Source organism: Lacibacter sp. MH-610, assembly GCF_045780045.1.
Lineage (GTDB): Bacteria > Bacteroidota > Bacteroidia > Chitinophagales > Chitinophagaceae > Lacibacter.
Genome location: NZ_CP116002.1, coordinates 3589790 through 3614229, shown reverse-complemented (window position 1 = coordinate 3614229; position 24440 = coordinate 3589790). Strand labels below are relative to the sequence as shown.

Genomic DNA, 24440 nt, shown 5'->3' with positions numbered 1-24440 from the left:
AAATAGCTCTGCATAGGAATTGTATTCCGGCTTATTTCTTAGAAAAGGATTACTGATGTTTCAGGAGGATATACGGAGAGGGAGGGTGTAAAAATAGTATTTTTTATAAGCAATTGTATTTATTGGCCTAGTATTTTTTCCATACGCATACTTCTGCTTCCTTTGATGAGAATGTGTGCGTCTGTAACTGATTGTTGCTGAAGCCATTTACCTGCTTCTTCTGAATTCGCAAAGGAATGGTAGGGATGATTGAGTTTCAGGAAATCACCGCCCACCAGCACCACGGCATCCCAGTTCGTTTCCTGTAAAAGTGAAACGATAGCAGCATGTTCGGCAATGCTTTCCACACCCAGCTCGGCCATGGCGCCCAGCATTAATATTTTATGATGAGCGTTGAGTTTAGCAAAGTTTTCAATGGCCAGTTTCATACTGCTGGGGTTGGCATTATAAGCATCCAACACTACTTTATTGCCTTTATATTCCAGAAGCTGGGAGCGGCTGTTAGAGGGTGTGTACGACTCAATAGCCGATTTGATTTTTTCAGCCGGTACTCCAAAATGTAAACCTACCGTTACTGCTGCCAATACATTGGGTAGATTATAGTCGCCCACGAGATGAGTATCAATACGGGCGAGCTGCGGATTGTTATCTATACTAACTGCCAGGAATGGGTCACTTTGTAATAAATGCCCGGTTACATCGGCATCCGAAGTGCCATAGCTGATGCAGAGTGTGATGCCCCGGCTCATATCTTTTAAATAATCGTAATCATTATTCATGAAAATACTGCCCCCGGCGGCACGTATAAAATCATAGAGTTCGCCTTTACCTTTTTTTACACCTTCAATACCACCAAAACCTTCGAGGTGGGCTTTACCTACATTATTAATGAGTCCATAAGTGGGTAATACATATTGGCAGTAAGAAGCAATTTCACCCTGGTGATTGGCACCCATTTCAATTACGGCTATTTCTGCATCTGCGGGAATGCGTAATAAAGTAAGTGGTATGCCGATATGATTATTGAGATTTCCCTGCGTGGTACTTGTTTTAAAATGGGTTGATAAAACGGCATGAATCAGTTCCTTGGTGGTGGTTTTTCCGTTGCTGCCTGTTATAGCCAGAAAAGGTATTTTGAATTGCAGGCGATGATGTTTTGCCAGTTGCTGCAGGGCAGTTAAGGCATCATCTACCCGGATAATCTTTGGAGAATCAATGCCGGTGGCTTCATCCACAATTACAGCCGCTGCCCCCTTTTCAAGCGCCTGGCCTGCAAAAAGATTGCCGTTAAAGTTGGGACCTTTTAAGGCAAAGAACAAATCGCCGGGTTGAAGCAGGCGGGTATCTGTTTGTACAGAAGGATGCTGGAGGAAAAGCCGGTAGAGTTGTTCTGTTTGCATGCGTCAAAGATAAAGAAGCCGTTTATTCCTGCGGGAGGCCTTAAAAAAACTGTAAATCACTGTAAGCTTTTTGTAAGAGCTTATCCTTTATCTTCGCACATCTAAAAAAACTATTATGAGAAAATTAATACTCTTTTTGGGTCTTATTCTCCCTGCTATTACTGCAATCAGCCAGGATAAAGAAGATGGCTCAGCCCTGTTCATCAGGGTAGGTGCAGGTTATGGTTTACGCCTCGCACAGATCCCCCCTCAATTGGATGCCGCCGGCCAGAAGCATTACAAAAATCTGCGTAACGGCATGAACACGAATCTTCAGATCGGCTATCGTTTTACTGAAAAAACAGCTATCTCCGTAATATACAGTCGTTTTGGTTCTAAAGCGGAAGGTTCCAGCAATGGAGTAGCACTTGAATCAAAAGAAGGCTTATCAATGGTATCACTCGCTGTTCAGAATTTTCTGTCCATCAGTGACAAGCATGATGTGAACTTTATTACAAGAGTTGGTCCTGGTTTGATTTTCTACAATGGACAGGAAACCTATAAAACAAACCCTCAGCGTTTTGTAGATGCTTATGAAACCCGTCTTGGGTTATTTACAGGTATCGGCGTAGATTTAAAAATCTCCAAAAGTGTTCGTTTTGAATTGACGTTTGATAAAACATGGGGACGTATTACAGAAAATAAAGTAAAGACCAATGCTGATGTAGTTGCATTAGGCGCAGGTCTTCGTTTTGAACTTTAATAAGTCATTTATCTCTTTTGTAAAGGAGCCGGGTTCTTATGAATCCGGCTCCTTTTATTATGTTAGTTTCTGTAACATAAAGCAATAAGGATGATTCTTAAGGGTATGAATGAAATTATTAAGCAGGTGATACATTCAATAATATTTATTTGTCAACAGTGCCTGAATAGCGGTACAAGAGAGGCTTTTTACAACGGCACCAATCACTACCATTTATTGTCAATACACTTAGGAATGTTGAGAGAAAAAAAAATCCCTGCACAATTGTACAGGGATTCTTTTATCAATATCCTCTATCAGCGTTTGCGGCTGTTTTGTTTTCTTTTCTGGAACCAGTTACCGGTTTTAAATCCGTTTCCTTCCTGGCTGCCGTAGCGTGTCATAGCACAACGGAAACCAATGGTAGAACTGCTTTGATCTTCTTCAAGGAAACGACGGGTACCGGGACTGAGCCAATAAGCACGGTCGTTCCAGCTACCACCTTTTAACACACGGCTCTTATCGCCAATTAAAGTGGTAACAGAATAGCCATATTGAACACCGCTCAGGGAATCACCATCAAGATAGTCAATCGCATAACCTTTCTGGTAGTTGCGGCGGTTCTTTACTTCATCTTCAGTTTCATCACGGTACTTAACCCGGCCCATAGAATCTCTCTCCGGTTTGCCGGTGCTCAGATCCATACGCTGGAATTTATTACCACGATAGTAGTTGAAATCATCACCATCTGTTGGACTTAATGGACGGTACACATCCGCTACCCACTCACTTACATTACCGGCCATATTATACAAACCAAAACCATTGGGGTAAAAAGCTTTGATAGGACCCGGAATAGCAGAACGGTCGTTCAAACCACCGGCCACACCCATATTATCACCGGCACCTCTTTTAAAGTTGGCTAAGAACTGACCTTGCCAGGTGCTATGACGTGCATCACGCAAACCATTTACATTCTGGCTCCACGGATATACCTGTTTGTTGGCTGTTAACTCTTCACCACGGCGTTTTTCGCTTTTGCGGGGGTTAGGGTTCTGGTTGATATAACCGTAAGCAGCATATTCCCATTCAGCTTCTGTAGGAAGTCTGTAATCAGGAAGGATGATACCTTCTTCAAAACTGATATTTGTTGGAACCTGCTTGGTTACAGGGTCTTTGAAGGTACTGATACCTTTACCGGGAGTTGCCTGGTATTCACCCAGCAAATAGGCCTTGGTATTAAAGTTCTCCTGGCCACCGCCCTGTAGTTGTTTTTGTATTTCAGCTTTTTTGTTTACGATATTTTTATCCCAGAGAATGTTTTCGTTCACCCTGTCTGTACGCCATAAGCAATAATCATAAGCCTGTTTCCAGCTTACACCTACTACAGGATAATTATTATAAGAAGGATGACGGAAATAATACTCCACATAAGGCTCATTATAGGCCAACTCACTGCGCCAAACCAGTGTATCAGGTAAAGCACGGTTGGTAATGGCTGTATCCTGGAATACTTTATTAAGCCAGAATAAATATTCACGGTAGTGTACGTTGGCTACCTCTGTTTCATCCATGTAAAAAGAAGCAACTGTAACACGGCGGGGAATATTATTCCAGTCACGCATTACATCTTCCTCCGTTGCACCCATGGTAAAAGTACCGCCCTGTACAAATACAAGACCGGGGCCTTTGGCCTGCTCTTTTTCCTTGGCTACACGAAAGCCACTACCATTGGGATCATTATAGGTCCATCCGGTATTGGTAGACTTATCGTACTTCTTTTTCTTGAATAATCCTCCATTCTTACAGGAGGCTAACAACAGGGTGCCGCATAAAATGGATACGGTCAGTTTCAGTGGGAAAAGGTTTTTCATCTTTTCGTTTTTTGTTTAACGAGGGACTTGTAAAATTATTGTATTGGATTTCAACACCGTATTAAAAATCCGGTGCAAAGCAAACATAATCATTTTATTCATCAAAATAAATCTGCAGCCCAAAATTCAGTTACTTTTGAGGGTATCCCTTATTATGCGCTGCTTTTTAGCTTTATTGATATCCCTGTTCCTCTACTTGCCGGCGCAGGCACAGCGAACCTATAAAAACAGTTCGGTACTGGCTACGGGCAGCTGGTACAAACTGGCCATTAAAACAGCCGGTATCTATAAAGTGGATTTGCCTTTACTGCAATCCCTGGGCATTACTTCAACTTCTATCTCAAGCAACTCTATTCGTTTGTATGGAAATGGCGGGCAAATGTTACCCGAAGCCAATGCCGTTTTTCGTCATGATGATCTGGCTGAAAATGCCATTTGGATGGTAGATGGCGGCGATGGGGTATTTAATGGCACTGATTATTTTTTATTTTATGCACCCGGCCCTGATGGCTGGGTAAAAGACTCCGCCAATCAAACATTCCGGCATCGTAAAAATCTCTATGCATCTGAGTCTTATTATTTTCTTACAGTAGGTGCGGCAGGCAACGGGTTACGAATATCCAATCAATCCATAAGTGCTTTGCCCAATGGACAGGTTTCTGTTTTCAGAGACCGGTATTTTTATGAACTGGACAGTCTTAATTTTTTAAAAAGCGGTAAGGAGTGGTTTGGAGAAGAATTCAGCAATGCGCCGGGACGCAGTTTAACCAAAACATTTACGATTAATTTTCCCAACCTCGTTACAGGCAGCCCGGTTAATATAGTTTCGCAGGTGCTGGCAAGGAGTACCGGCAGCAGCAGCAGCTTTTCCGTACGGGTGAACAATAATAACGTTTTGCTTCAGAGCATCAATCCCATTGGCACAGGTATTTATGACCCTGCTGCTATTGTGAATGAAAATGCTGCTTCTTTTTCTGTAAACCAATCAGCGCTTTCTGTACAATATGTGTATCAGCCAACCAGCGTGAACGCACAGGGCTGGCTTAATTGGTTTGAGTTATTTCCGCAGCGGCAATTAAGTTTAAACGGTGTTGATCAATTATCCTTCAGGGATTGGAATACGGTAGGCCCCGGTAATAGCACTGAGTTCAGGTTACAGGGAGCAACAAACGGTGTGATGATTTGGGATATTACCAATCCTTTGTCACCCGCTAATCAAACCGGAAATCTGAATGGAAGTGAATTCAGGTTTACACAAACAACCGAACGGTTGAAAGAATTCATCGCATTTCAAAATCATCAAAACATACCCAAGCCTTCAATAGTTGGCAGGGTTACGAACCAGGACCTGCACAATTCAACAACGGTTCAATACCTCATTGTTACCCATAGCTCATTACTGAGTGAAGCACAACGCCTGGCTGCCTGGCATCGTCAGCGGGGTCTCTCAACCTTCGTGGCTACCACCGAACAGATATTCAATGAATTTGCCTCCGGTACGCCGGATCCTTCTGCCATTCGTGATTTTGTAAAAATGTATTATGATAAAGCCGGTACTGTTACGGCCAACCGGCCCCGTTACCTGCTCCTGATGGGGGATGCTTCCTTTGATTATAAAGACCGAACAGCAGGCAATACCAACCTGGTGCCTTGTTATGAAAGTGATGCCTCACTGGATCCTTTACAAACTTATACGTCTGATGATTTCTTTGGTTTATTGGATGATGCAGATAATGTGACTTCTTTTTTCCCGGCACCTTTGCTTGACATCGGCATAGGACGCATACCTGCCCGTACGGCTGCAGAAGCTAAAAATGCAGTGGACAAAATCATCCGCTATCATACAAAAGAAGCAATGGGACCCTGGCGTAATGAAATTACATTGGTAGCCGATGATGAAGATAATAACCTGCACCAGGATGATGCGGAGCTGCACGCCTCCATTATCAAAAGTAAAAACCTGTTTCAAACGAATAAGATTTATCTCGATGCCTTTCGCCAGCAAAGTGGTAGTGGCGGCAGCCGTTATCCCGATGTAAACCAGGCCATCAACAACCGGATTTTTTCGGGAACATTGATCTGGAATTACAGTGGTCATGGTGGTTTCAGAAGACTGGCAGAAGAAGCTATCCTGGACCAGGAAATGGTCAACAGTTGGAGTAATCCTGATAAGTTGCCTTTATTTATCACAGCCACCTGCGATTTTGCACCTTATGATAATCCCACCATTACATCAATCGGAGAAAATATTCTATTACGGGAACGTACAGGCGCTATTGCATTAATGACCACTACCCGTGTTGTATTTGCCTTCAGCAACCGCATCATCAACAGTAATTATTTTCAGCAGGCGCTTACACCGGATGCTAACGGTGTGTACCCGGCTCTGGGAGATGCTGTTCGCCTGACCAAGAACGTTACCTATACCAACTTTGGTGATATCATTAACAACCGCAAGTTTACTTTGCTCGGTGATCCTGCTGTACGTATTGCTTTTCCCGAGCAGAAAGTACGTACCACCCTTATCAATAACAGGCCACCTTCAACCGATACACTCAAGGCATTAGACCGTTACACCATCAAAGGCGAAGTAACGGACAGGAATGGTATCAAGCTCAGCTCCTTTAACGGAAATGTGTATCCTGTTATTTATGATAAGGAGCTGAATGTGCGTACACTGGCCAATGACCCGGGTAGTCTGCCGGTGAATATTGCCCTGCAGAACAACGTTGTGTTCAAAGGCAAAGCAAAAGTGACCAATGGGGAATTCAGCTATACGTTTGTGGTGCCGAAAGATATCAACTACCAGTTCGGCAATGGTAAAATCAGTTATTATGCTGAAAATGGTTTAACTGATGGTAATGGTACGGAAGCAACTATTGTTGTAGGTGGCGCCTCCAATAATCCACTCACTGATCAAACAGGTCCGCAGGTAAAAGCATTTCTCAATGATGAGAAATTTGTAAACGGTGGTATTACCAATGAGCAGCCTGTTTTGGTACTGAAACTGTTTGATTCCAGCGGCATTAATACGGTTGGTACCGGAATCGGGCACGACATAACTGCCACGCTGGACCGTAACAACCGCTTTTTTATCCTGAATGATTTTTATGAGGCTGATGCTGACAGCTACCAACGTGGCACAGTACGGTTTCAAATGCCCAAACTGGAAGAAGGATTGCATGAGCTTTCCATTAAAGTATGGGATGTGGCCAATAACAGCAGCGATTATAAACTGGAGTTCAGGGTGGTAAAAGACCGGGAGTTGAAACTGGAACGGGTGTATAACTATCCCAACCCATTTACTACCAGTACTACATTTATGTTTGAGCATAACCGGCCCGGTGATGACCTGCGTGTAACGCTCCGCATTTTTACTGTTTCAGGAAAACTGGTGAAATCTATTTTCAGCACAATAAACAACCCCGGAAACCGTTCTTTTGAGTTGAACTGGGACGGTACAGACGATTTTGGAAACAAAATCGGGCGTGGCACCTACATTTACCAACTGGAGGTAAAAGATTCAAACGGTAACAGGCAATCGGCCCTTCAAAAATTAGTGAAACTATAAACAAGTACCCTGCTGATTGCTGAAATCTAAATTCTTCTATTTTTATGCCCAAATCAAATATGCTAATGAGACAAATCAACCAACTGCTTTTCTGTTGTTTTTTCCTTTCCGTTTTTAGTAGCCCAGGCTTTGCACAGGATTCCATCAATGTGGTTACAACCGCAGTTCCCATGTTACGTATTTCACCGGATGCCCGTGCAGGCGGTATGGGCGATGTGGGAATTGCCTCTACGCCTGATGCCAACGCTTCTTTCTGGAACCAGGCTAAGATTCCTTTTGCCACTCAAAAATCAGCGATTGCTGTAACTTATACTCCCTGGTTAAAAGACCTGGGTTTGAATGATGTGTATCTTATTTCTGCTGCCGGTTATCACCAGATTACAGAAGACCAGGCGCTTTCAGGATCACTCCGTTACTTCAGTCTTGGTAATATTCAGTTTACAGATTTTGCCGGTAACGATCTGCAACGCTTCACACCCCGTGAGTGGGCTTTTGATGCAGGCTACAGCCGCCGCTTAAGTGATAAAATAGGTGTGGGCGTTGCCCTCCGTTTTATTTACTCCAACCTTGGTAACGGTACGTTCCAGGGTACGCCTTTAAAGCCCGGTACTGCTGTTGCCGGTGATCTTTCATTCTTTTATGATGGCCGTAATGAAACAGGCAAAGGTTTAACTGCCGGTGCCGTAATGAGCAACCTGGGCAGCAAGATTACGTATACACAGGATGCAAATGCAAAAGATTATATCCCTGCTAATCTTGGTTTAGGTGTGATGTATCATGCAGTAATTGATGAAACCAGCAAACTCAGTTTTGGAATGGATATCAATAAACTGATGGTGCCAACACCTCCCGGTCGTGTACGCACACCTGAAGAAATAGCCGCATACCGCAACAAGAATGTGGTAGGAAGCTGGTTTTCTTCTTTTGGAGATGCTCCCGGTGGTTTTGGTGAAGAAATGAGAGAGTTCCAGGTTTCAGTAGGTGCTGAGTATTCTTACAATGATTTGTTTTTTGCCCGTGCCGGTTATTTTTATGAAGATAAAACAAAGGGTAACCGCCGTTTCTTTAGTTTGGGTGCCGGTATCAAGTACAATAAGCTCGGGTTTAACTTTTCATACCTTGTACCTACCGGTCAGGGTATCAACCGTAACCCGTTGAGCAACACCACCCGTTTTTCATTGTTGTTTGATTTAGGTGGTGATGGAGATGAATAACAAAATCAATTCATAAAAACGTTTTGCAGAAAGCGGAGGTACGTTACCTTCGCTTTTTTGCATAAATACAGGTATATGGGATTGAGAATCGGATCGGGCATTGACTATCATCAACTGGCAGAAGGCAGAAAATTATTTATTGGCGGTGTAGAAATACCGCATCATAAAGGAGCGGTTGGTCATAGCGATGCTGATGTATTGCTGCATGCTGTGTGCGATGCCCTGCTCGGAGCTTTGGCATTGGGTGATATCGGCACTCATTTTCCGGATACTTCTGCTGAGTTTAAAAATATTGACAGCCGCATATTACTGCAACGGAGTTATGACCTTATCAAAGAGCGTGGCTACCGGGTGATTAATGTAGACAGTACCCTTTCTTTACAGGCGCCCAAAATCAAACCCTATATTGCTCAGATGCAGCAAGCCATCGCTTCCATTCTTGAAATTGAAGTAACTGATGTATCCGTAAAAGCTACCACTACCGAACAAATGGGTTTTGTGGGAAGAGAAGAAGGATTGATGGCACAGGCTACTGTATTGCTTGAAAAATAAAATGCATGAAGATCAGAATTATCAATCATTCCAATAACCCCTTACCGGAGTATGCAACCACAGGCTCCAGTGGTATGGACATCCGTGCTTTTTTACAAGTGCCGGTGGAACTGAAGCCGATGGAACGTACCCTGATTCCTACGGGTTTGTTTTTAGAAATACCGCAAGGTTATGAGGCGCAGATACGTCCAAGAAGCGGGCTGGCCATTAAGCAGGGTATTACCTGTTTAAATACACCCGGCACTATTGATGCTGATTACAGGGGTGAAGTGAAAATTATTTTAATTAACCTCAGTACAGAAACGCAAGTGGTGCAAAGCGGTGAGCGTATTGCACAGATGGTGTTTCAGAAAGTAGAACAGGTAAGCTGGGAACCGGTTGAGCAGTTGCAGGATTCAGGACGTAGTACCGGGGGCTTTGGCAGTACCGGCAAACATTAAACATAGTTAAACACATGAGAGTATTCATTTTTACCGGTTGTATGGCATTGTTGCTCTTTGCATGCCGCTCTACCAAAAACATTCAGAAGGCTATTGAGAAAAAAGATACAGTTGCTGTAGTTATTCCTGTAGATACGCCCACACATGAAGACACTCTCAAGTTGATAGCAAATGTGTTTAACGGTTATAAACCGATTGAATACAAAACCTTTGCTGCCAAAATAAAAGTTGATTACTTCAACAGTAAAGGAAAGCAGCCTGACTTTGTAGCCAATATACGCATGCGTAAAGACAGCATCATCTGGATTTCCATCAGTAATGATATTGGTATTGAAGGTTTTCGGGTGCTCATAAATAAAGACAGCATCCGTGTGATGGATAAACTGGCCAATACCTACCAGGTAAAACCATTAACAAGTCTGCAGGACATTGCACAGATTCCGTTTTCGTTTACTGATTTACAGGAACTGCTGGTAGGTAATCCTGTTTTTTTTAACAGGGACAGTGTAGTGGCGTATAATCGTACAGAAAAAGGATACACCCTGCTCAGTTCCGGCGATGTTTTTAAAAATCTTTTGTCCTTCAGTAACAGCTATAATTTTGAAAAAAGCAAACTGGATGATAAAGATGTAATGCGTAACAGAACAGCTGATCTCAGTTATTTTGAATATGAAACAAAAAGCGGTTTTGTATTTTCTACTTACAGGGAATTGTTTTTATCGCAGCAGAATAAAATGGACATCCAGCTCAAGTTTAAAGATTACAGGTTTAATGAAGAGCTGAGTTTTCCTTTTACAGTTCCTAAAAAATTCAAAAGAATACAATAAGGCATACGATTTTACTGCAGGTGCCGTTCTCCTAGGGAAGCCTTATTTTTGTAACTAAACCCAAGCCTATGCAGCGTTTACTGGCCTTTGTTCTCTTTTTAGCTATACAATTATCTGCAACTGCCCAGCAGCCTAATGAGCGTGCCGAACTGGAACGTAAAAAAAGAGAAACACAGAAAGAGATTGACATCTTAACCAACCAGTATAACGAAATCAAAAAAAACAAAAAGGCCAGTCTTGGTCAATTGGCAGTAATACAACGGAAACTGCAACTGCGTAATAAAATCATCGGCGATATCAACAAACAGGTTAATGTGATTAATCAAAACATTAATAATTCCTATAAGGAAATGCGTCGCCTGCAGAAAGATCTTGATACACTAAAGATGAACTATGCACAGAATGTAGTGTATGCTTACAAGAACCGCAGCAGTTATGATTTCCTCAACTTCCTTTTTTCAGCCAGTGATTTTAATGATGCCATCCGGCGTATTTCATACATGCGTGCTTACCGCAACTACCGCTCTCAGCAATTAGATGCCATTGTAAAAACAGAAAAACTGTATAAAGAAAAAATTGTAGAGCTTACCAACAACAAAAAAGAAAAAACACAGGTGCTGGGTGAACAAACCAAAGAAATGGGCGAGCTGGTAAAAGATAAAAACGAGCAGGCTGCTGTGGTAGATGAAATCAAAAAGAAGGAAAAAGAAATCAATAAAACACTTGCAGCTAAAAAGAAACAGGCGCAACAATTACAGGCATCCATCACTGCTGTAATTAACAGGGAAATTGCCAATGCAAGAAAAGAAGCGGCAGCCAAAGCGAAAGCCGAAGAAGCAAAAATAAAAGAGGAAGCAAAGAATAATACAACTGTTACCACGCCTAATACGAATGCTGCAACTACCAATAAAACCACCGTTGTAAAAAAAGAAGAAACCAAAAAGCCGGCCAGTTACCTGGAGTATAATAAAGAAGATATTGCTTTGGGTGCCAGCTTTGAAAGCAATAAAGGTCGGTTGCCTTTTCCGGTAGATAATGGTTATATCTCCGGCAACTTTGGTACAAACACAGTACCGGGTACTTCAGTCAAATATCAACAGGATTTTATCACTATCACTTCACCTGTTGGTACATCTGTAAAAGCTTGTTTTGACGGAGAAGTAATGAGTGTGTATGATGTGGGCGGAATGACTGCTGTTACTATTAAGCACGGAAAATATTTTACTACTTACAGCAATCTTGCATCTGCAACCGTATCAAAAGGTCAGCAGGTAAAAACGGGACAATTAATAGGAAGAGTAGGCGAAAACCTCGATGGTGACGGAGAGTTGAATTTTATTCTTGCAAGAGAACTTCAATTCATCAATCCTACAGGTTGGTTACGCAGTCGTTGATGCGGGTACAAACCGTTCGTATAACTCTTCATACTTCGGTACAATACGATGAATGGCAAACTGCGCCGCATGTTCTTTTGCATGCTGTTTGAAACTTGCTAATTCTGTTTCATCCTTCAACAAATCAATACCCAGTTTGCTCAGTGCTTTAATATCACCCACATTGGCCATATAACCGGTTTGTCCATGCAGATTGATTTCAGGCAAACCACCTGCATTGGTAGAAAGTACAGGCACACCTGCTGCCATGGCTTCAAGCGCTGATAATCCAAAACTTTCATATTCAGAAGTAAGTACAAACAGATCAGAGATGGCAAGAATTTCTTCCATTTCCTGTTGCTTACCAAGGAAACGGATTTCATCACACAAATTCAATTCACGGCAAAGCTCTTCTGCATCGGGCCTGTCTGGTCCATCGCCCACCATCAGTAATTTGCTGGGAATGGCTTTATTGATTTCATGAAAAATCCGGATCACATCATTTACCCGTTTTACTTTACGGAAGTTAGAGGCATGGGCAATGATTTTTTCACCATTAGGCGCCAATACTTTTCTGAATGCATCCAGCGGTTTTTTGGAAAACCGTTCTACATCCACAAAATTGTAAATCACTTCAATTTCCTTTTCAACAGAAAAATTATGATAGGTTTCTTTTTTGAGATTTTCTGAAACCGCCGTAATCGCATCACTTTCATTGATGGAAAAAGTTACCACCGGCTCAAAGGTTTTATCTTTTCCCACTAATGTTATATCAGTACCATGCAAGGTTGTAATCACCGGAATATCTTTTCCTTTCTTCTTTAAAATCTGCTTGGCCATATAGGCAGCAGATGCATGAGGGATGGCATAGTGCACATGCAGTAAGTCAAGATCATTATTGAGCACCACATCCACCATGGTGCTGGCCAGTGTGGTTTCATAAGGCGGATAATCAAACAAAGGGTAATGCGGCACCCTTACTTCATGATAAAATATATTGGTAAAAAAGCCGCTCAAACGAACCGGCTGCTGGTAGGTAATAAAGTGAACAGCGTGTCCTTTTTCTGCCAGGGCTTTTCCAAGTTCTGTGGCCAAAACACCGCTTCCGCCGAAAGTGGGATAGCAAACAATTCCGATTTTCATATTATAGAATAATAAACGAAGTTAGGATTTTAAATTCACTGCCCTTTTTTATCCATTGCCATTAATCCTGCTTTAAGTAGGTTTGTAACAATTCACAAAACATTCATCATGCGTATTGTTTTCATTTTTCTCATCAGTCTCTTCGTTGCTGGGCAACTGCATTCACAAACAAGTAAAGACTCTTTAATGTTCAAACGAATAGCCGACCTTGTTTTGAGCAACGGAAAAGCATATGAAAATCTCCGTTTCTTATGCAAACAGGTAGGGCCACGCCTGAGCGGATCGCCACAGGCTGAAAAAGCAGTAAAAGAAACCTTAAGGATGATGAAAGAAATGGGAGCTGATACGGTTTACCTGCAACCTTGCATGGTGCCGCATTGGGTACGTGGTGCAAAAGAAAATGCAGTATTGGTGAATGCAGGTGGTCAATCCATTCCATTGAATGTATGTGCCCTGGGCAATAGTGTGGGTACCGGTAAAGCGGGCATTAAAGCTGAAGTGATTGAAGTGCGTTCTTTTAAGCAACTGGATAGTTTGGGTGAGAAAGGGGTAAAAGGTAAAATTGTGTTTTATAATTTCCCGATGAACCCAACTTATATTGAAACCTTCCGTGCATACGGTGAAGCAGGACAGTTTCGTGGTCGGGGTCCCAGCATGGCGGCTAAATACGGAGCACTTGGAGTAATGGTTCGTTCACTCGCCAGTAATATTGATGATTTTCCGCACACAGGTGCCACTACGTATAATGATTCATTTCCAAAAATTCCGGCTATTGCAGTTTCTACAAGACACGCTGAGTATGTAAGCAATGAGTTGAAAAAGAAAAACGGATTGCAATTGTATTTCCGTACAGAATGTGAAATGTTGCCTGATGTACAGAGTTATAATGTAGTTGGTGAAATAAGAGGTACTGAATTTCCTGATGAAGTAATTACTGTAGGAGGTCACCTGGATTCATGGGATCTTGCAGAAGGTGCTCATGATGATGGTGCCGGTTGTGTACAGAGTATGGAAGTGATTAACGTGTATAAGAAATCAGGTATTAAACCCAAAAGAACCATTCGTGTTGTGATGTTTATGAATGAAGAAAACGGATTGCGTGGTGGTCGTAAATATGCAGAAGTGGCGAAAGCGGAGAATAAGAAATTCATCTTTGCACTGGAGAGTGATGCCGGTGGTTTTACACCAAGAGCATTCGGTTTTTCCATAGGTGGAGATACATTAACAAGATTACGTAACTGGGTACCACTTTTCAAACCTTATGGTGTGTATGAGTTTAGTGAAGGTGGTGGTGGTGCCGATATCGGTCCGCTTCGTCCGTTGGGTACTTTGTTGTGCGGTTTCCGTCCTGATTCACAACGTTACTTTGATCATCATCATGCAGCCAATGATACGTTTGAATGGGTGAGCAAGAGAGAACTGGAACTGGGTGCGTTGAATATGGTGTTGCTTTTGTACGTAGTGGATCAATATGGGTTGTAAGGGGCAGTTTACCTGCATTCTCTCAACAATACTTTAATCACCTCATCATGCCAGTCTTTGGCACGCTCCGGGCTGCTGCCAATAGCCACCAGTCCTACTTTGCCGTATTGTGAAAGTGTGGTAATGAGATGAAACATAACTCCTTCCTCTGTGGCATTGCTGTAATGCAGACCATTGCACATGGCAATATCAATAAGATCATAAGGTGTTAAACCTCTGAAACATTCATGCTGCAGATTGTCCGTTGCAAAATAATATCGTTGCTTGCCATCTTTCATATAGTAGTTTCCGGTAGCTGCATCATAATCGCCTTCTGTTAAAAACTGAAGCATGAGGTAAGGATGTGTAGTGCCTCCTTTACGCAGGTTTATTTCAATAGCATAATGTTTCCATACGCCTTCTTCCTGAATACTCATAAAATCAATTCCGAAGCGACCCAGCACCCCTAAGTGCTGTAATGCTTCTGAAACAATTACACCATAACTGCCTATTTCTGCTGCATAATCTTTATTAGCAGGAAAGCGTGCACCTAAAAACACCTGCCCATCTTCACCGCCCAGCACCTGGTCATGTGTGGATAGCACATCAATTTTACCGGCAGGGTTAATACGGCATTGTACGGAGGGAGAAGCTTTTTCTTCGCCTTCTAAAAACACTTCTACAATTCCTTCCATCCATTCAAATTTTTCAAAAAAACGTTCAGCATCCAGGTTATCAGCCACAATACTCAGGTTGCTGAACAGGTGGGCTGTAATCCATGCATGCAGTGTTTCATCTAACGGAGCTTCTTTGTAATTAAAGACTGCATTACCTTCTCCACTAAAACCGTCATTCATTTTTATCACCGCTTTCCGCAACGCAGGGTACTTGTATTTTAATTGAGTTAAGCAATCCACTACTTCCCGGCGGGAGGTTACATCTTCAAAACCATCCGGTACAATAACACCGCATTTTTTAAAAAGCTTACGGGCTGCACTCTTTGTTCCCAGGAAGGCAAGATCCGGATCGCAACCATAAATAGGAAGGTTAAGTTTTACAGCCAGTGTTCGTTCATACCTTGTAACATTAAAACAGGTGATATGAGCGGGGCGGTGCGGCAGTATGTGTTCCTGAATGCGTTTCATAAGACGGGGCCGTTCCAGTATTTTCTCTGTGAGCGAACGGGAGGAAGCATCATAACAACTAAGTAATGTTAAACGTTGTTTGGCATGCTCTCCGGTAATACCCGGCAACAGATGCAGATAGTAATCAATAATACCCGGATCAACAGGTACACTGGTGAGATAAACGACATGTGTGCGTGGCATACGCAGGAGCATAAGCATGCACAACAAACGTTCCTCATAATAAAAATGTCCTTTGATCTTAGAAAGAATTTCCTGGTCCAGTGTAAGACTGGGTACAACAATTACAGTACGTTCCGCAAGTTTATCAGGAAAAGTGGTTTGGAACTGTTCTACAAACTGGGATTGCAGTTGATGGAAAATAAGTTTCTCCTGCGCAGGCGTAGCCTGAACATCAGTTGAAAACCCCTGAATTTGCTGAACGCTGTCCGTACCCATAAGAAGTTAGAAAAGTAAAACAAGGTTTTTTGTAAGTTGATGATGCACATCATCAGCACCACTGATGCAGGTAGTTGTAACTGCCCCTGCATTTTTACCGATAAAAACCTGTTGTTTACCGACGGGCAGCATTTGTATGCCGCTCTTCTATTGTCTGAAGAAAGAAGCAGCAGTAGGTTTGCATTATTAAACGAAAAGAATATGAACGAACAAACAAAAAAGAAAGGCGGAGTATTGAATGATCGTGTACTCTTAGGTGTATTTATAATTGGTGCAGCCGTTTTACTGCTTTTAAGAAATCTTGGTTTTTGGTTTCCTTCCTTTTTATTTACATGGCCCATGATTTTAATTGTTATTGGTCTGTATTTAGGTTTGCGGGAAGGCTTCCGGAATAACGGATGGTGGGTATTGGTGGGTATCGGCGGTTTTTTTCTCTTGAACAGACAATTAAAAGAATTTGATCTTGGCGATTTTTTCTGGCCACTGTTGATTTTTGGTATTGGACTTTCTGTTTTATTAAGTAAAGGCAAGAGCAGAAAAAAAGAATCAGAACCTGAAACAATCATCACGCCTGAACCTATTGCTGCTGATGCAAACGCTTCAGCAACAACCGGCAACGAAAATGAAACAGTGGTGGATGCCGCAGCAATTTTCGGTTCTGTGAAAAAAAATATCTACTCCAAAAATTTTAAAGGGGGAGAAGTGGTATCAATTTTCGGTGGTACAGAAATCAACCTGATGTACGCTGACTTTACAGGTGTTGCTAAACTGGAGATTGTAAATGTATTTGGCGGAACTACCTTGATTGTACCGGCTCATTGGCAAATCAAGAGCGAAGCAGCAGCCATACTGGGTGCTATTGAAGATAAACGCAGAGATCCGGCTGCTGTACAAACGGATAAAGTGTTGATGATTGAAGGATTTGTTTTGTTTGGCGGTATTGATATTAAAAGCCGTTAAGTACTTTGATAAAAAGATGTGGTGTAAATAAACACTGCAACCAACTACACTCTAACCGAACTGTTGTATGAGAAAAGAACAACCTATACAGTCAGCTGCTGTTGACCAACCGGCTGAGAACTGGTACCTGGTAAAAATTGTTTTTCAGATTATTTGCGGAAGCGGAAATCATAAGCCGCAGTTTGAGGAACAATTGCGGTTGATTATAGCAGCATCACCCGTTGCAGCAACTGACAAAGCAAAACAGTTGATTTTAGCTGAAGGAATTCCTTTTGAAAAAGTAGTATGGAAATTTGTGGCCATTACCGATATCTATCTTTTCACGAACCTGATGGATGGCGCTGAGTTATTTTCACAAATTACAGAAACAGAGTACGGGGCCGCTTTTATACAAACACAGGAGTTAAAACAAAAAGCACTTCAAAACAGGCAGTTTATTCCATACCATTAAACCTTATTATCTTAACTGTTTATTATGGCTGCATCTCCTTTCCGATCCACACAATTCATGATTCCGTTTTCCATCGGTTGGATTGTGTGGATTAGTGTGCATCAACTGGCATTGTATTACATGGGTGTGGGTTGGTTTACTGCTTTAACGGATAGTATTATAAGCAATAGCCTGTTGATTTTTATTGCCTTACTGTTATTCACCATCTTTCGTTTTTACCTGCCCCGTTCACATGGTTTTTTAAATATTTTTATCTGGATTGTGTTGTTAACTGTTGCATGGTTTTTTACCTGTCATCAGTTGTTGATTCGCTTTCTGCCCGATAAACAGTACACAGATCTGCTTTCTGCTTCCTGGCCTTTACGGGCTGCTGTTGGTTTTTTAGTAAACAGTGTAATGAGTGTGATTGCTTATGCTTACTTTAACTGGCAGGAACAAACCGCTGCAGAAAAACAGAAAGCCGAAGCACTGCAACTGAGCAAAGAAGCAGAGCTTTTTAAATTGAGGGAGCAGTTACAACCGCATTTTTTATTCAACGCACTCAACTCCATTAATGCCTTGATTACAGTGGCGCCGGTACAGGCAAGAACTATGGTGCACCAGTTAAGTGACTTTTTAAGGCATACTTTAAAAAAAGAAAAGGAAACGCTTATTCTGTTAAGTGATGAACTGCAAACTCTGGAGTTGTATCTAGAAATTGAAAAAGTACGTTTTGGTAATCGTTTATCGGCTGCGGTGCACACATCAGAAGCTTGCAATGCTGCACAACTGCCGCCATTGTTATTGCAGCCATTGGTAGAGAACGCCATAAAATTCGGGTTGTATGATACTACCGATGATATACTGATTGAGCTTACTGCCAACTGCATCAATAACGATCTTATCATCACCATTCAGAATCCTTTTGATGCCACAACGAGTCTTCCTCAAAAAGGAACCGGTTTTGGATTAAGCTCGGTACAGCGTCGTTTATTTTTATTGTATAACAGGAGTGATTTGCTGAAGACAGAAGTGAATGGAAATATATTTAAAACAACAGTTTGTATACCTCAACCGGTGAATAAAGCCAATGCATAAAGTTATTATCATAGATGATGAGCCCCTGGCCCGCAGTGTCGTAAAAGAATATCTGCAAACACATCCGCAATTGGAAGTAGTAGCTGAATGCGGTAACGGATTGGACGGTGTGAAAGCCATTCAGCAATGCCAGCCGGACCTCGTGTTTCTGGATGTACAAATGCCCAAGATCACCGGTTTTGAAATGCTGGAGTTACTGGATGAGCCACCTGCTGTCATTTTCACCACAGCTTATGATGAGTATGCATTAAAAGCATTTGATGCCAATGCCGTTGATTATCTTTTAAAACCATTTACACAGGATCGTTTTGATAAAGCGCTTGCTAAATGGCGGGATGCAGCAAGTGCTCCTGCATCTTCTTCTATTCCTGCGTTATTGGCACAAGCAGTTCATCATCCCTTGCATGCAGAGCGTATTGTGGTAAAAACAGGAAGCAGGATCAAAATTATTCCGGTGCAGCAGGTGCATTACCTCGAAGCCTCTGATGATTATGTAAAAATTTTTACGGATGAAGGAAGTTTTCTCAAAAAGCAAACCATGTCTTTACTGGAGCAGCAACTAAATACAACGCATTTCATCCGTACACACCGTTCCTATATCATCAACATTCAATACATCACCCGTATTGACCCCTATGAAAAAGAAAATCATGTAGCTGTTTTAAAATCTGGCGCAAAAGTGCCGGTAAGTAAAACAGGGTATCCTAAATTAAAAGCAGCACTTGGTTTGTAATTATTTCCGGATGATGAGTTCTGCTTTATAATCTTTCTGTGCAATGGGTTTTAATCCATCAGGGTAGGGAGTAAGAGTTTGTAATTTGAAATTATAACCGGCCACAGTAGTATCCGTATAATATTGCTGCCACTCAGTTGTATATAAGCTGAATGGATAAGCGGTTCCGTCTTTTATAAGTGTAAAATTTATTTCAGCCACACCCTGCCAGATGCACATGGCTGTAGAAGGACATCTTGAATCAGCCGCTATACGATCCATCACAAGGCAGAAACTTTTATCATCAGCACATAGTTTATTGCCTGTACTCATTGTAAAAGGTTGATTCAATTGAATGGGGTCAAGCTTTTCTTTAGTGCAGGAACTAAAAGCCAGCAACAATACGGCAAGCATTAATTCTTTCATAACCCTTTTTATGAATGACTTGGGCTTGAACAGAAACGTTGCTTCTGTAAAAAAAGGAAAGTGTTTACCATTCCTGCCCGATCCAAACAGCACCACCTATGCTGTTACGGGAGGCGCCGGTATCTTGTGCCTGTAGATTATTTTCTTCTCTCCAGCGGAGCACTGCAAAAAAACAACTGTTTACAATTGCCTGTTCTGATGGGGTACCTGCAGCCGGCAGTTGAGGAAAGGAGAGCGCTTGATTGCTGCCCCCCAAGGCCGTATCAATATTGGTAAAATGGCTTACGGTATTAATGCCGGTAAGTGCCGCCACAGCACCGCCATCGCCCAGTGAAAAATCAACAGGTGCGGGTAATTGTTTGCCGGGGCATGCAATTAATTGAACCTGGTAATGCAGTTGATGTGCTTCAATAAACTCCAGCAGGGTATTTGCCATCAATTCACCATAAGACTGGTGTAATTGAAAAAAAGGAGCGAGTGGTAAATCAATGGCAGCCTGGAGTTGCTGCTTCCAGTCATCAGTATAAGGATACTGGGAAACAGCTTTTATTTCATACGACCAGTTCTTACCATTTACTTCAAATTGTACCAATGCTACCTGTAGCGCATCGTTGTTCAGCTCTGTAATTCCTGCAACCCGGTAAACCATTTTTTCTGTTTTTCTTTTTTCCGTTTAGATTTGTAAAAGTACGTTAGCCTTACGCTCTACGTTTCAAATTTTTTTTATGGTGATTAATTTAAGTGAGCAGCATTCATTAGTGAGTAATTGGGTAGCAGAGTTGCGTGATACAGAAGTTCAGGATAACCGTATGCGTTTCCGCCGTAATCTGGAGCGTATCGGCGAAGTAGCCGGTTATGAAATCAGTAAACTGCTGGAGTGGGAAGAAAAAGAAATTACAACACCACTGGGAACTGCTACCTGCAAAATGCTGAAAGCCCAGCCGGTTCTGGCCACTATTTTACGGGCCGGATTGCCCATGCACCAGGGTTTGCTCAATTATTTTGACAAAGCAGATAATGCTTTTATTTCAGCTTACCGCAAACACCACCGGGATGGAAGTTTTGAAATAAGTCTTGATTATGTAAGCTGTCCCTCGCTGGAAAACAGGGTGATCATTATTTCCGACCCCATGCTGGCAACGGGCAGTTCGCTGGTAAAAACAGTGCAGTATCTGCGGGATGAAGGGCAGCCTTCTGAAATCCACATCGTTTGTGCTATTGCCTGTACGGTGGGCATTGAATATGTAAAACGCAATGAACCGAAAGTAAAAATCTGGTGCGGCGCCATTGACGATGAGCTCACCGCTAAGGGTTATATTGTACCGGGATTAGGAGATGCCGGCGATTTAGCATACGGAACCAAAGTCCAGATGTAAGAAAACAATATTTTATGCGTTATAACCTGAAAAATACCGGAACTAAAAAACTCAGAAACCAAAATCGTCCATTCCTGATGCAAAGATCCTTACTCCTGATACTGCTTTTTGTTGCTGCTACCTCCTATGGGCAGGACCCCAATTTTTCACAGTTTTTTGCTTCTCCGCTCACCCTAAACCCGGCTATGACGGGCAAATTTAACGGGGTGAGTCGCCTGGCAATTAACTACCGCAACCAATGGCCTACTATCAATACAGCCTTCCGCACCGGAACTGCTTCGGCTGATTTTAATATTATTCCCAACCGTATTCCAGAGTTTGACCAATTTGGTGTGGGGGTAATGGGTATGTATGATGTAAACGGCGCCGGGGTGATGAAAAACAGTTACCTGGCAGCATCCATGGCCTATCACAAAGGACTGGATGAAAACGGGTACCACAGCATGGGTGCCGGTTTTAGTGTGAACTATGCTCAGAGAAGACTTGATCTTTCCAAGTTGAATTTTGAAGATGAGCTCACATCACTTGGTTTTACGGGTGTTACCAGCGAAGTCTTTAACGGTAACGGACAGTTTTTAAACGTGAATTATATGGATGTGAATGCCGGATTTTTATATACCGGTGCCACTACTGATTATAACAATTTTTACATCGGAGCTTCTTTATACCATATCAACCGTCCCAAGGTAAGTTTCCAGGGGGCTACCTATTTAATGAATCCACGTTTCACCGTACATGGCGGTGGTTATTTTCCGGTGGCTGATGGTACAACCGTTTTTGCCAGTGCGTTGCATCAACGCCAGGCAGGTGCTACTGAAACTATTTTTGGTGCAGCGGTGGGTCTTACTGTTAACAGTGATTATGATAATGCTACAGAACTCTACGCCGGTTCCTGGGTTCGCTGGAACGATGCCATCATACCTTACATTGGTTTGGAAACAGGTAATTTCCGGTTGGGAATTACGTATGATGTAAACACATCCCGTTTAGCAGCCGCATCACAAAGAAGAGGTGGCATGGAAGTATCATTGATCTACATTACCAAACACGCTGATCCCAATAAAAAGAAACTGGCCTGTCCTAAATTTTAAAAGCAATTATGCTGAAACGTTTATTAATGTTTCAATAACTGCATCACCATTGGTAATACCCACCAGCAAAAAGCTGTAATAAGAATAATGCTGATGATGTTCAGCACCAGTCCCGCTTTAAGCATGTCTTTCAGTTTTATATAACCACTGCTGAATACAATTGCATTGGGCGGTGTACCCATGGGCAACATGGAGGCAGCACTTGCAGCAAGCGTCATAGGGATGCCTAATAACAAAGGATCCAGATGTAATGCATCAGCCAGGGCCGCCAGTACAGGCGATAAAACAATCACCTGGGCAATATTGCTCATCACTTCACTTAAAAATATAGATACAACGGTTATGAGCAGTACCAGTAACAGTCCGTTTCCGGTACTAAAGCCGGCTAATCCTTTTCCGATCAGTGCCATCACTCCGGCTTTTTCCAATGCATTCGCAAGGGCAATACCTCCTCCAAACAATAACAGAATGCCCCATGCCATTTTAGAAGTATCATTCCATTCCAGCAGCATGCGGTTCTTTCCTTCTTCATCTTTAGCGGCAGGGATGGCAAAGAGTAATAAACCGCCCAGTACAGCAATCATATTATCATCCAGCTTAAACCAGGGTTGTTTGTTGATGAGGTCTTTGAACATCCAGAGCAAGGCTGTGAAAATAAAAACAAGCAGTACTCTCCTTTCAGATGTAGAAACAGGTCCCAGGCTTTTCAATTCATCATTGATGAAAACTCTTGCTTCAGAACTGCTTTTAATATGATTGGGAAACATCCACCTCGTGAGTACATAATAAAGACTCAGTAAAAGTAAAATGGCCAAAGGTGTACAAACCAGCATCCAGTCACTGAACGCAACGGTGTAACCGTATTTTTTTTCAATGAAGGCTACAAAAGCAACATTAGGCGGTGTACCGATTACTGTGGCCATTCCACCAATATTACTGGCATAAGCTACAATCAACATTAGTACCAGTGCAAAGTTTTGCATGTTAGTACCCGGCTGCTCATGCTCTTTCATTACCGCAATTACACTCAGTGCAATAGGAAACATCATCATAGTGGTGGCAGTGTTGCTCAGCCACATACTCAAAAAAGCAGTAGCAATAATAAAGCCCAGTATAATTCTATTACCACCGGTGCCCGTACGTTTTACAATCTGCAATGCTATCCGTTTATGCAGGTTCCATTTTTCAATGGCCAGGCCAATCATAAAGCCACCCATGAATAAGAATATCACAGGATTGCTGTAAGCTTTACTGGTTTCTTCAATCGTTGAAATTTTGAATAAGGGAAATAAAAACAAAGGGATGAGTGCAACTGCCGGCATGGGCATTGCTTCCAGTATCCACCAGCAAATCATTAATGCTGCAACGGCAACAGCTTTACAGGCATCTGGTTGCAGTGAAAAAGGGTTTGCAAAAAATAAAAACAGGCTCAGGACTAATCCTGCCGAAAATGAAAGCAGTTGTTGTTTGGTTTTAAGCAGATCCATTGTTTAAAAATAAGTATTACAGCAGTTCAATCGCTGTTTTATTAAAGGCATGTTTTGTTACCTGCGGATGATCTTTAATAAAAAAGCGGTAGAGCCATTGGGCATGTAGCCCTGCATAATCAACACCAATACGTTTGCCCGTCATAATTGCGGGGGAAGCAAAACCATCATCTGCAATAAAAAACTGTTTGCTCAAAAGTGAATGACCGGTGTGTTGTGTAAAAATGCCCAGCGCTTTTCCTGCATTACCCGGACCACGGCCGATGGATGTTTCCATTTTTGTTTTGTTGAAACGCTGCAGCATCCATTGCTTTCCTTCCAATGGTTCTACGCCTCTTATCAAAACAGCATCAGGAATATTTTTTTGATTGGTAACAATATTAAACATGTGATGAATGCCATAGCAGAGATAAACATAAGCAGCACCTCCTTCGCCAAACATCACTTCAGTGCGTTCTGTTCTTCTTCCGTTATAAGCATGTGAAGCACGGTCAACAATACCTGCATAGGCTTCTGTTTCCACAATACGTGCTGCAGTATAGGTATTGTTGAATTTTGTAACCACTACTTTGCCCAGCAGCATACGGGCCAGCAAAGCCACATCTGTATGCAGGTAAAATTCTTTGTTGAGCTTTTGCATTTAATGGTTATTTTGCGTTGCATCACTGCAAAACGCCTGTTGTACAATTTAAATTGATTTT

Annotated in this window: 22 protein-coding genes; 14 read left to right on the top strand and 8 right to left on the bottom strand. The window is 42.2% G+C overall.

Translation table 11 applies throughout. The annotated features are described in order from the left end of the window. Positions 1–119: 119 nt before the first annotated feature. A complete protein-coding gene (gene murF / locus PDL71_RS16585; RefSeq protein ID WP_407523130.1) occupies positions 120–1400 on the bottom strand; it encodes a UDP-N-acetylmuramoyl-tripeptide--D-alanyl-D-alanine ligase in 1281 nt (426 codons plus the stop codon). Positions 1401–1515: 115 nt separating this feature from the next. Between murF and PDL71_RS16580 the strand changes: the two genes are divergently transcribed. Beyond that, positions 1516–2142: a hypothetical protein gene (locus tag PDL71_RS16580; RefSeq protein ID WP_407523127.1), complete on the top strand. Its 627-nt coding sequence runs from the start codon at positions 1516–1518 to the stop codon at positions 2140–2142. Between the two features lie 296 nt (positions 2143–2438). Here PDL71_RS16580 and PDL71_RS16575 read toward each other — a convergent pair whose 3' ends face one another. Then, positions 2439–3995, bottom strand: a complete 1557-nt coding sequence (locus PDL71_RS16575; protein WP_407523125.1) for an SUMF1/EgtB/PvdO family nonheme iron enzyme — start codon at positions 3993–3995, stop codon at positions 2439–2441. A 154-nt stretch (positions 3996–4149) separates the two neighbouring features. On the opposite strand from PDL71_RS16575, the gene porU reads away from it, so the two are divergent. The 6 genes from porU (at position 4150) to PDL71_RS16545 (ending at position 11993) form a co-directional block, all read left to right on the top strand. Then, entirely contained in the window at positions 4150–7566 is a 3417-nt protein-coding gene (gene porU / locus PDL71_RS16570) for a type IX secretion system sortase PorU (protein ID WP_407523123.1), read from the top strand. 65 nt (positions 7567–7631) lie between these two features. Beyond that, complete coding sequence (gene porV, locus PDL71_RS16565; protein WP_407523121.1) at positions 7632–8780, top strand: type IX secretion system outer membrane channel protein PorV; 1149 nt, start codon at positions 7632–7634, stop codon at positions 8778–8780. A 75-nt stretch (positions 8781–8855) separates the two neighbouring features. After that, complete coding sequence (gene ispF, locus PDL71_RS16560; protein ID WP_407523118.1) at positions 8856–9332, top strand: 2-C-methyl-D-erythritol 2,4-cyclodiphosphate synthase; 477 nt, start codon at positions 8856–8858, stop codon at positions 9330–9332. A gap of 5 nt (positions 9333–9337) precedes the next feature. Further along, positions 9338–9772: a dUTP diphosphatase gene (gene dut, locus PDL71_RS16555; RefSeq protein WP_407523115.1), complete on the top strand. Its 435-nt coding sequence runs from the start codon at positions 9338–9340 to the stop codon at positions 9770–9772. 14 nt (positions 9773–9786) lie between these two features. Next, positions 9787–10599 (top strand): DUF4292 domain-containing protein, encoded by an 813-nt coding sequence (locus PDL71_RS16550; protein ID WP_407523113.1) that lies wholly within the window; start codon positions 9787–9789, stop codon positions 10597–10599. A 68-nt stretch (positions 10600–10667) separates the two neighbouring features. Beyond that, on the top strand, positions 10668–11993 hold the full coding sequence (locus tag PDL71_RS16545) for a murein hydrolase activator EnvC family protein (protein WP_407523110.1): 1326 nt from the start codon (positions 10668–10670) through the stop codon (positions 11991–11993). On the opposite strand, the gene bshA is transcribed toward PDL71_RS16545, so the two are convergent. After that, positions 11979–13115, bottom strand: coding sequence for an N-acetyl-alpha-D-glucosaminyl L-malate synthase BshA (gene bshA, locus PDL71_RS16540; protein WP_407523107.1), 1137 nt, complete (start codon positions 13113–13115; stop codon positions 11979–11981). The genes PDL71_RS16545 and bshA overlap by 15 nt on opposite strands. A 108-nt stretch (positions 13116–13223) precedes the next feature. On the opposite strand from bshA, the gene PDL71_RS16535 reads away from it, so the two are divergent. Next, positions 13224–14597: a M20/M25/M40 family metallo-hydrolase gene (locus PDL71_RS16535; RefSeq protein ID WP_407523105.1), complete on the top strand. Its 1374-nt coding sequence runs from the start codon at positions 13224–13226 to the stop codon at positions 14595–14597. An 8-nt stretch (positions 14598–14605) separates the two neighbouring features. On the opposite strand, the gene PDL71_RS16530 is transcribed toward PDL71_RS16535, so the two are convergent. Beyond that, complete coding sequence (locus tag PDL71_RS16530) at positions 14606–16159, bottom strand: peptide ligase PGM1-related protein (protein WP_407523102.1); 1554 nt, start codon at positions 16157–16159, stop codon at positions 14606–14608. A 201-nt stretch (positions 16160–16360) separates the two neighbouring features. Here PDL71_RS16530 and PDL71_RS16525 point away from each other — a divergent pair, with 201 nt between their 5' ends. The 4 genes from PDL71_RS16525 to PDL71_RS16510 all read left to right on the top strand — a co-directional run bounded on the left by PDL71_RS16525 (position 16361) and on the right by PDL71_RS16510 (position 19380). Next, positions 16361–17119 carry a LiaF transmembrane domain-containing protein gene (locus PDL71_RS16525; RefSeq protein WP_407523099.1) on the top strand — a complete coding sequence of 253 codons (759 nt, stop codon included), beginning with the start codon at positions 16361–16363 and terminating at the stop codon, positions 17117–17119. A gap of 67 nt (positions 17120–17186) precedes the next feature. After that, positions 17187–17570 carry a DUF4288 domain-containing protein gene (locus PDL71_RS16520; RefSeq protein ID WP_407523096.1) on the top strand — a complete coding sequence of 128 codons (384 nt, stop codon included), beginning with the start codon at positions 17187–17189 and terminating at the stop codon, positions 17568–17570. 24 nt (positions 17571–17594) lie between these two features. Then, complete coding sequence (locus tag PDL71_RS16515) at positions 17595–18647, top strand: sensor histidine kinase (RefSeq protein ID WP_407523093.1); 1053 nt, start codon at positions 17595–17597, stop codon at positions 18645–18647. Then, a complete protein-coding gene (locus PDL71_RS16510; RefSeq protein ID WP_407523091.1) occupies positions 18640–19380 on the top strand; it encodes a LytR/AlgR family response regulator transcription factor in 741 nt (246 codons plus the stop codon). Before PDL71_RS16515 ends, PDL71_RS16510 begins: the two co-directional genes overlap by 8 nt. Here PDL71_RS16510 and PDL71_RS16505 read toward each other — a convergent pair whose 3' ends face one another. Together PDL71_RS16505 and PDL71_RS16500 are read right to left on the bottom strand one after the other, a co-directional pair. Further along, entirely contained in the window at positions 19381–19785 is a 405-nt protein-coding gene (locus PDL71_RS16505) for a hypothetical protein (RefSeq protein WP_407523089.1), read from the bottom strand. Positions 19786–19849: 64 nt separating this feature from the next. Further along, positions 19850–20434, bottom strand: coding sequence for an anhydro-N-acetylmuramic acid kinase (locus tag PDL71_RS16500; protein WP_407523087.1), 585 nt, complete (start codon positions 20432–20434; stop codon positions 19850–19852). A gap of 76 nt (positions 20435–20510) precedes the next feature. Between PDL71_RS16500 and upp the strand changes: the two genes are divergently transcribed. Together upp and PDL71_RS16490 are read left to right on the top strand one after the other, a co-directional pair. Beyond that, the gene (gene upp, locus PDL71_RS16495) at positions 20511–21161 is read left to right on the top strand and encodes a uracil phosphoribosyltransferase (RefSeq protein WP_407523084.1); all 651 of its coding nucleotides are present in this window, start codon (positions 20511–20513) and stop codon (positions 21159–21161) included. A 14-nt stretch (positions 21162–21175) separates the two neighbouring features. Next, positions 21176–22252: a PorP/SprF family type IX secretion system membrane protein gene (locus PDL71_RS16490; RefSeq protein ID WP_407523082.1), complete on the top strand. Its 1077-nt coding sequence runs from the start codon at positions 21176–21178 to the stop codon at positions 22250–22252. A gap of 23 nt (positions 22253–22275) precedes the next feature. Here PDL71_RS16490 and PDL71_RS16485 read toward each other — a convergent pair whose 3' ends face one another. Further along, entirely contained in the window at positions 22276–23739 is a 1464-nt protein-coding gene (locus tag PDL71_RS16485) for an SLC13 family permease (protein WP_407523080.1), read from the bottom strand. Between the two features lie 16 nt (positions 23740–23755). Beyond that, complete coding sequence (locus tag PDL71_RS16480) at positions 23756–24379, bottom strand: DNA-3-methyladenine glycosylase (RefSeq protein ID WP_407523077.1); 624 nt, start codon at positions 24377–24379, stop codon at positions 23756–23758. Positions 24380–24440 lie beyond the last annotated feature (61 nt).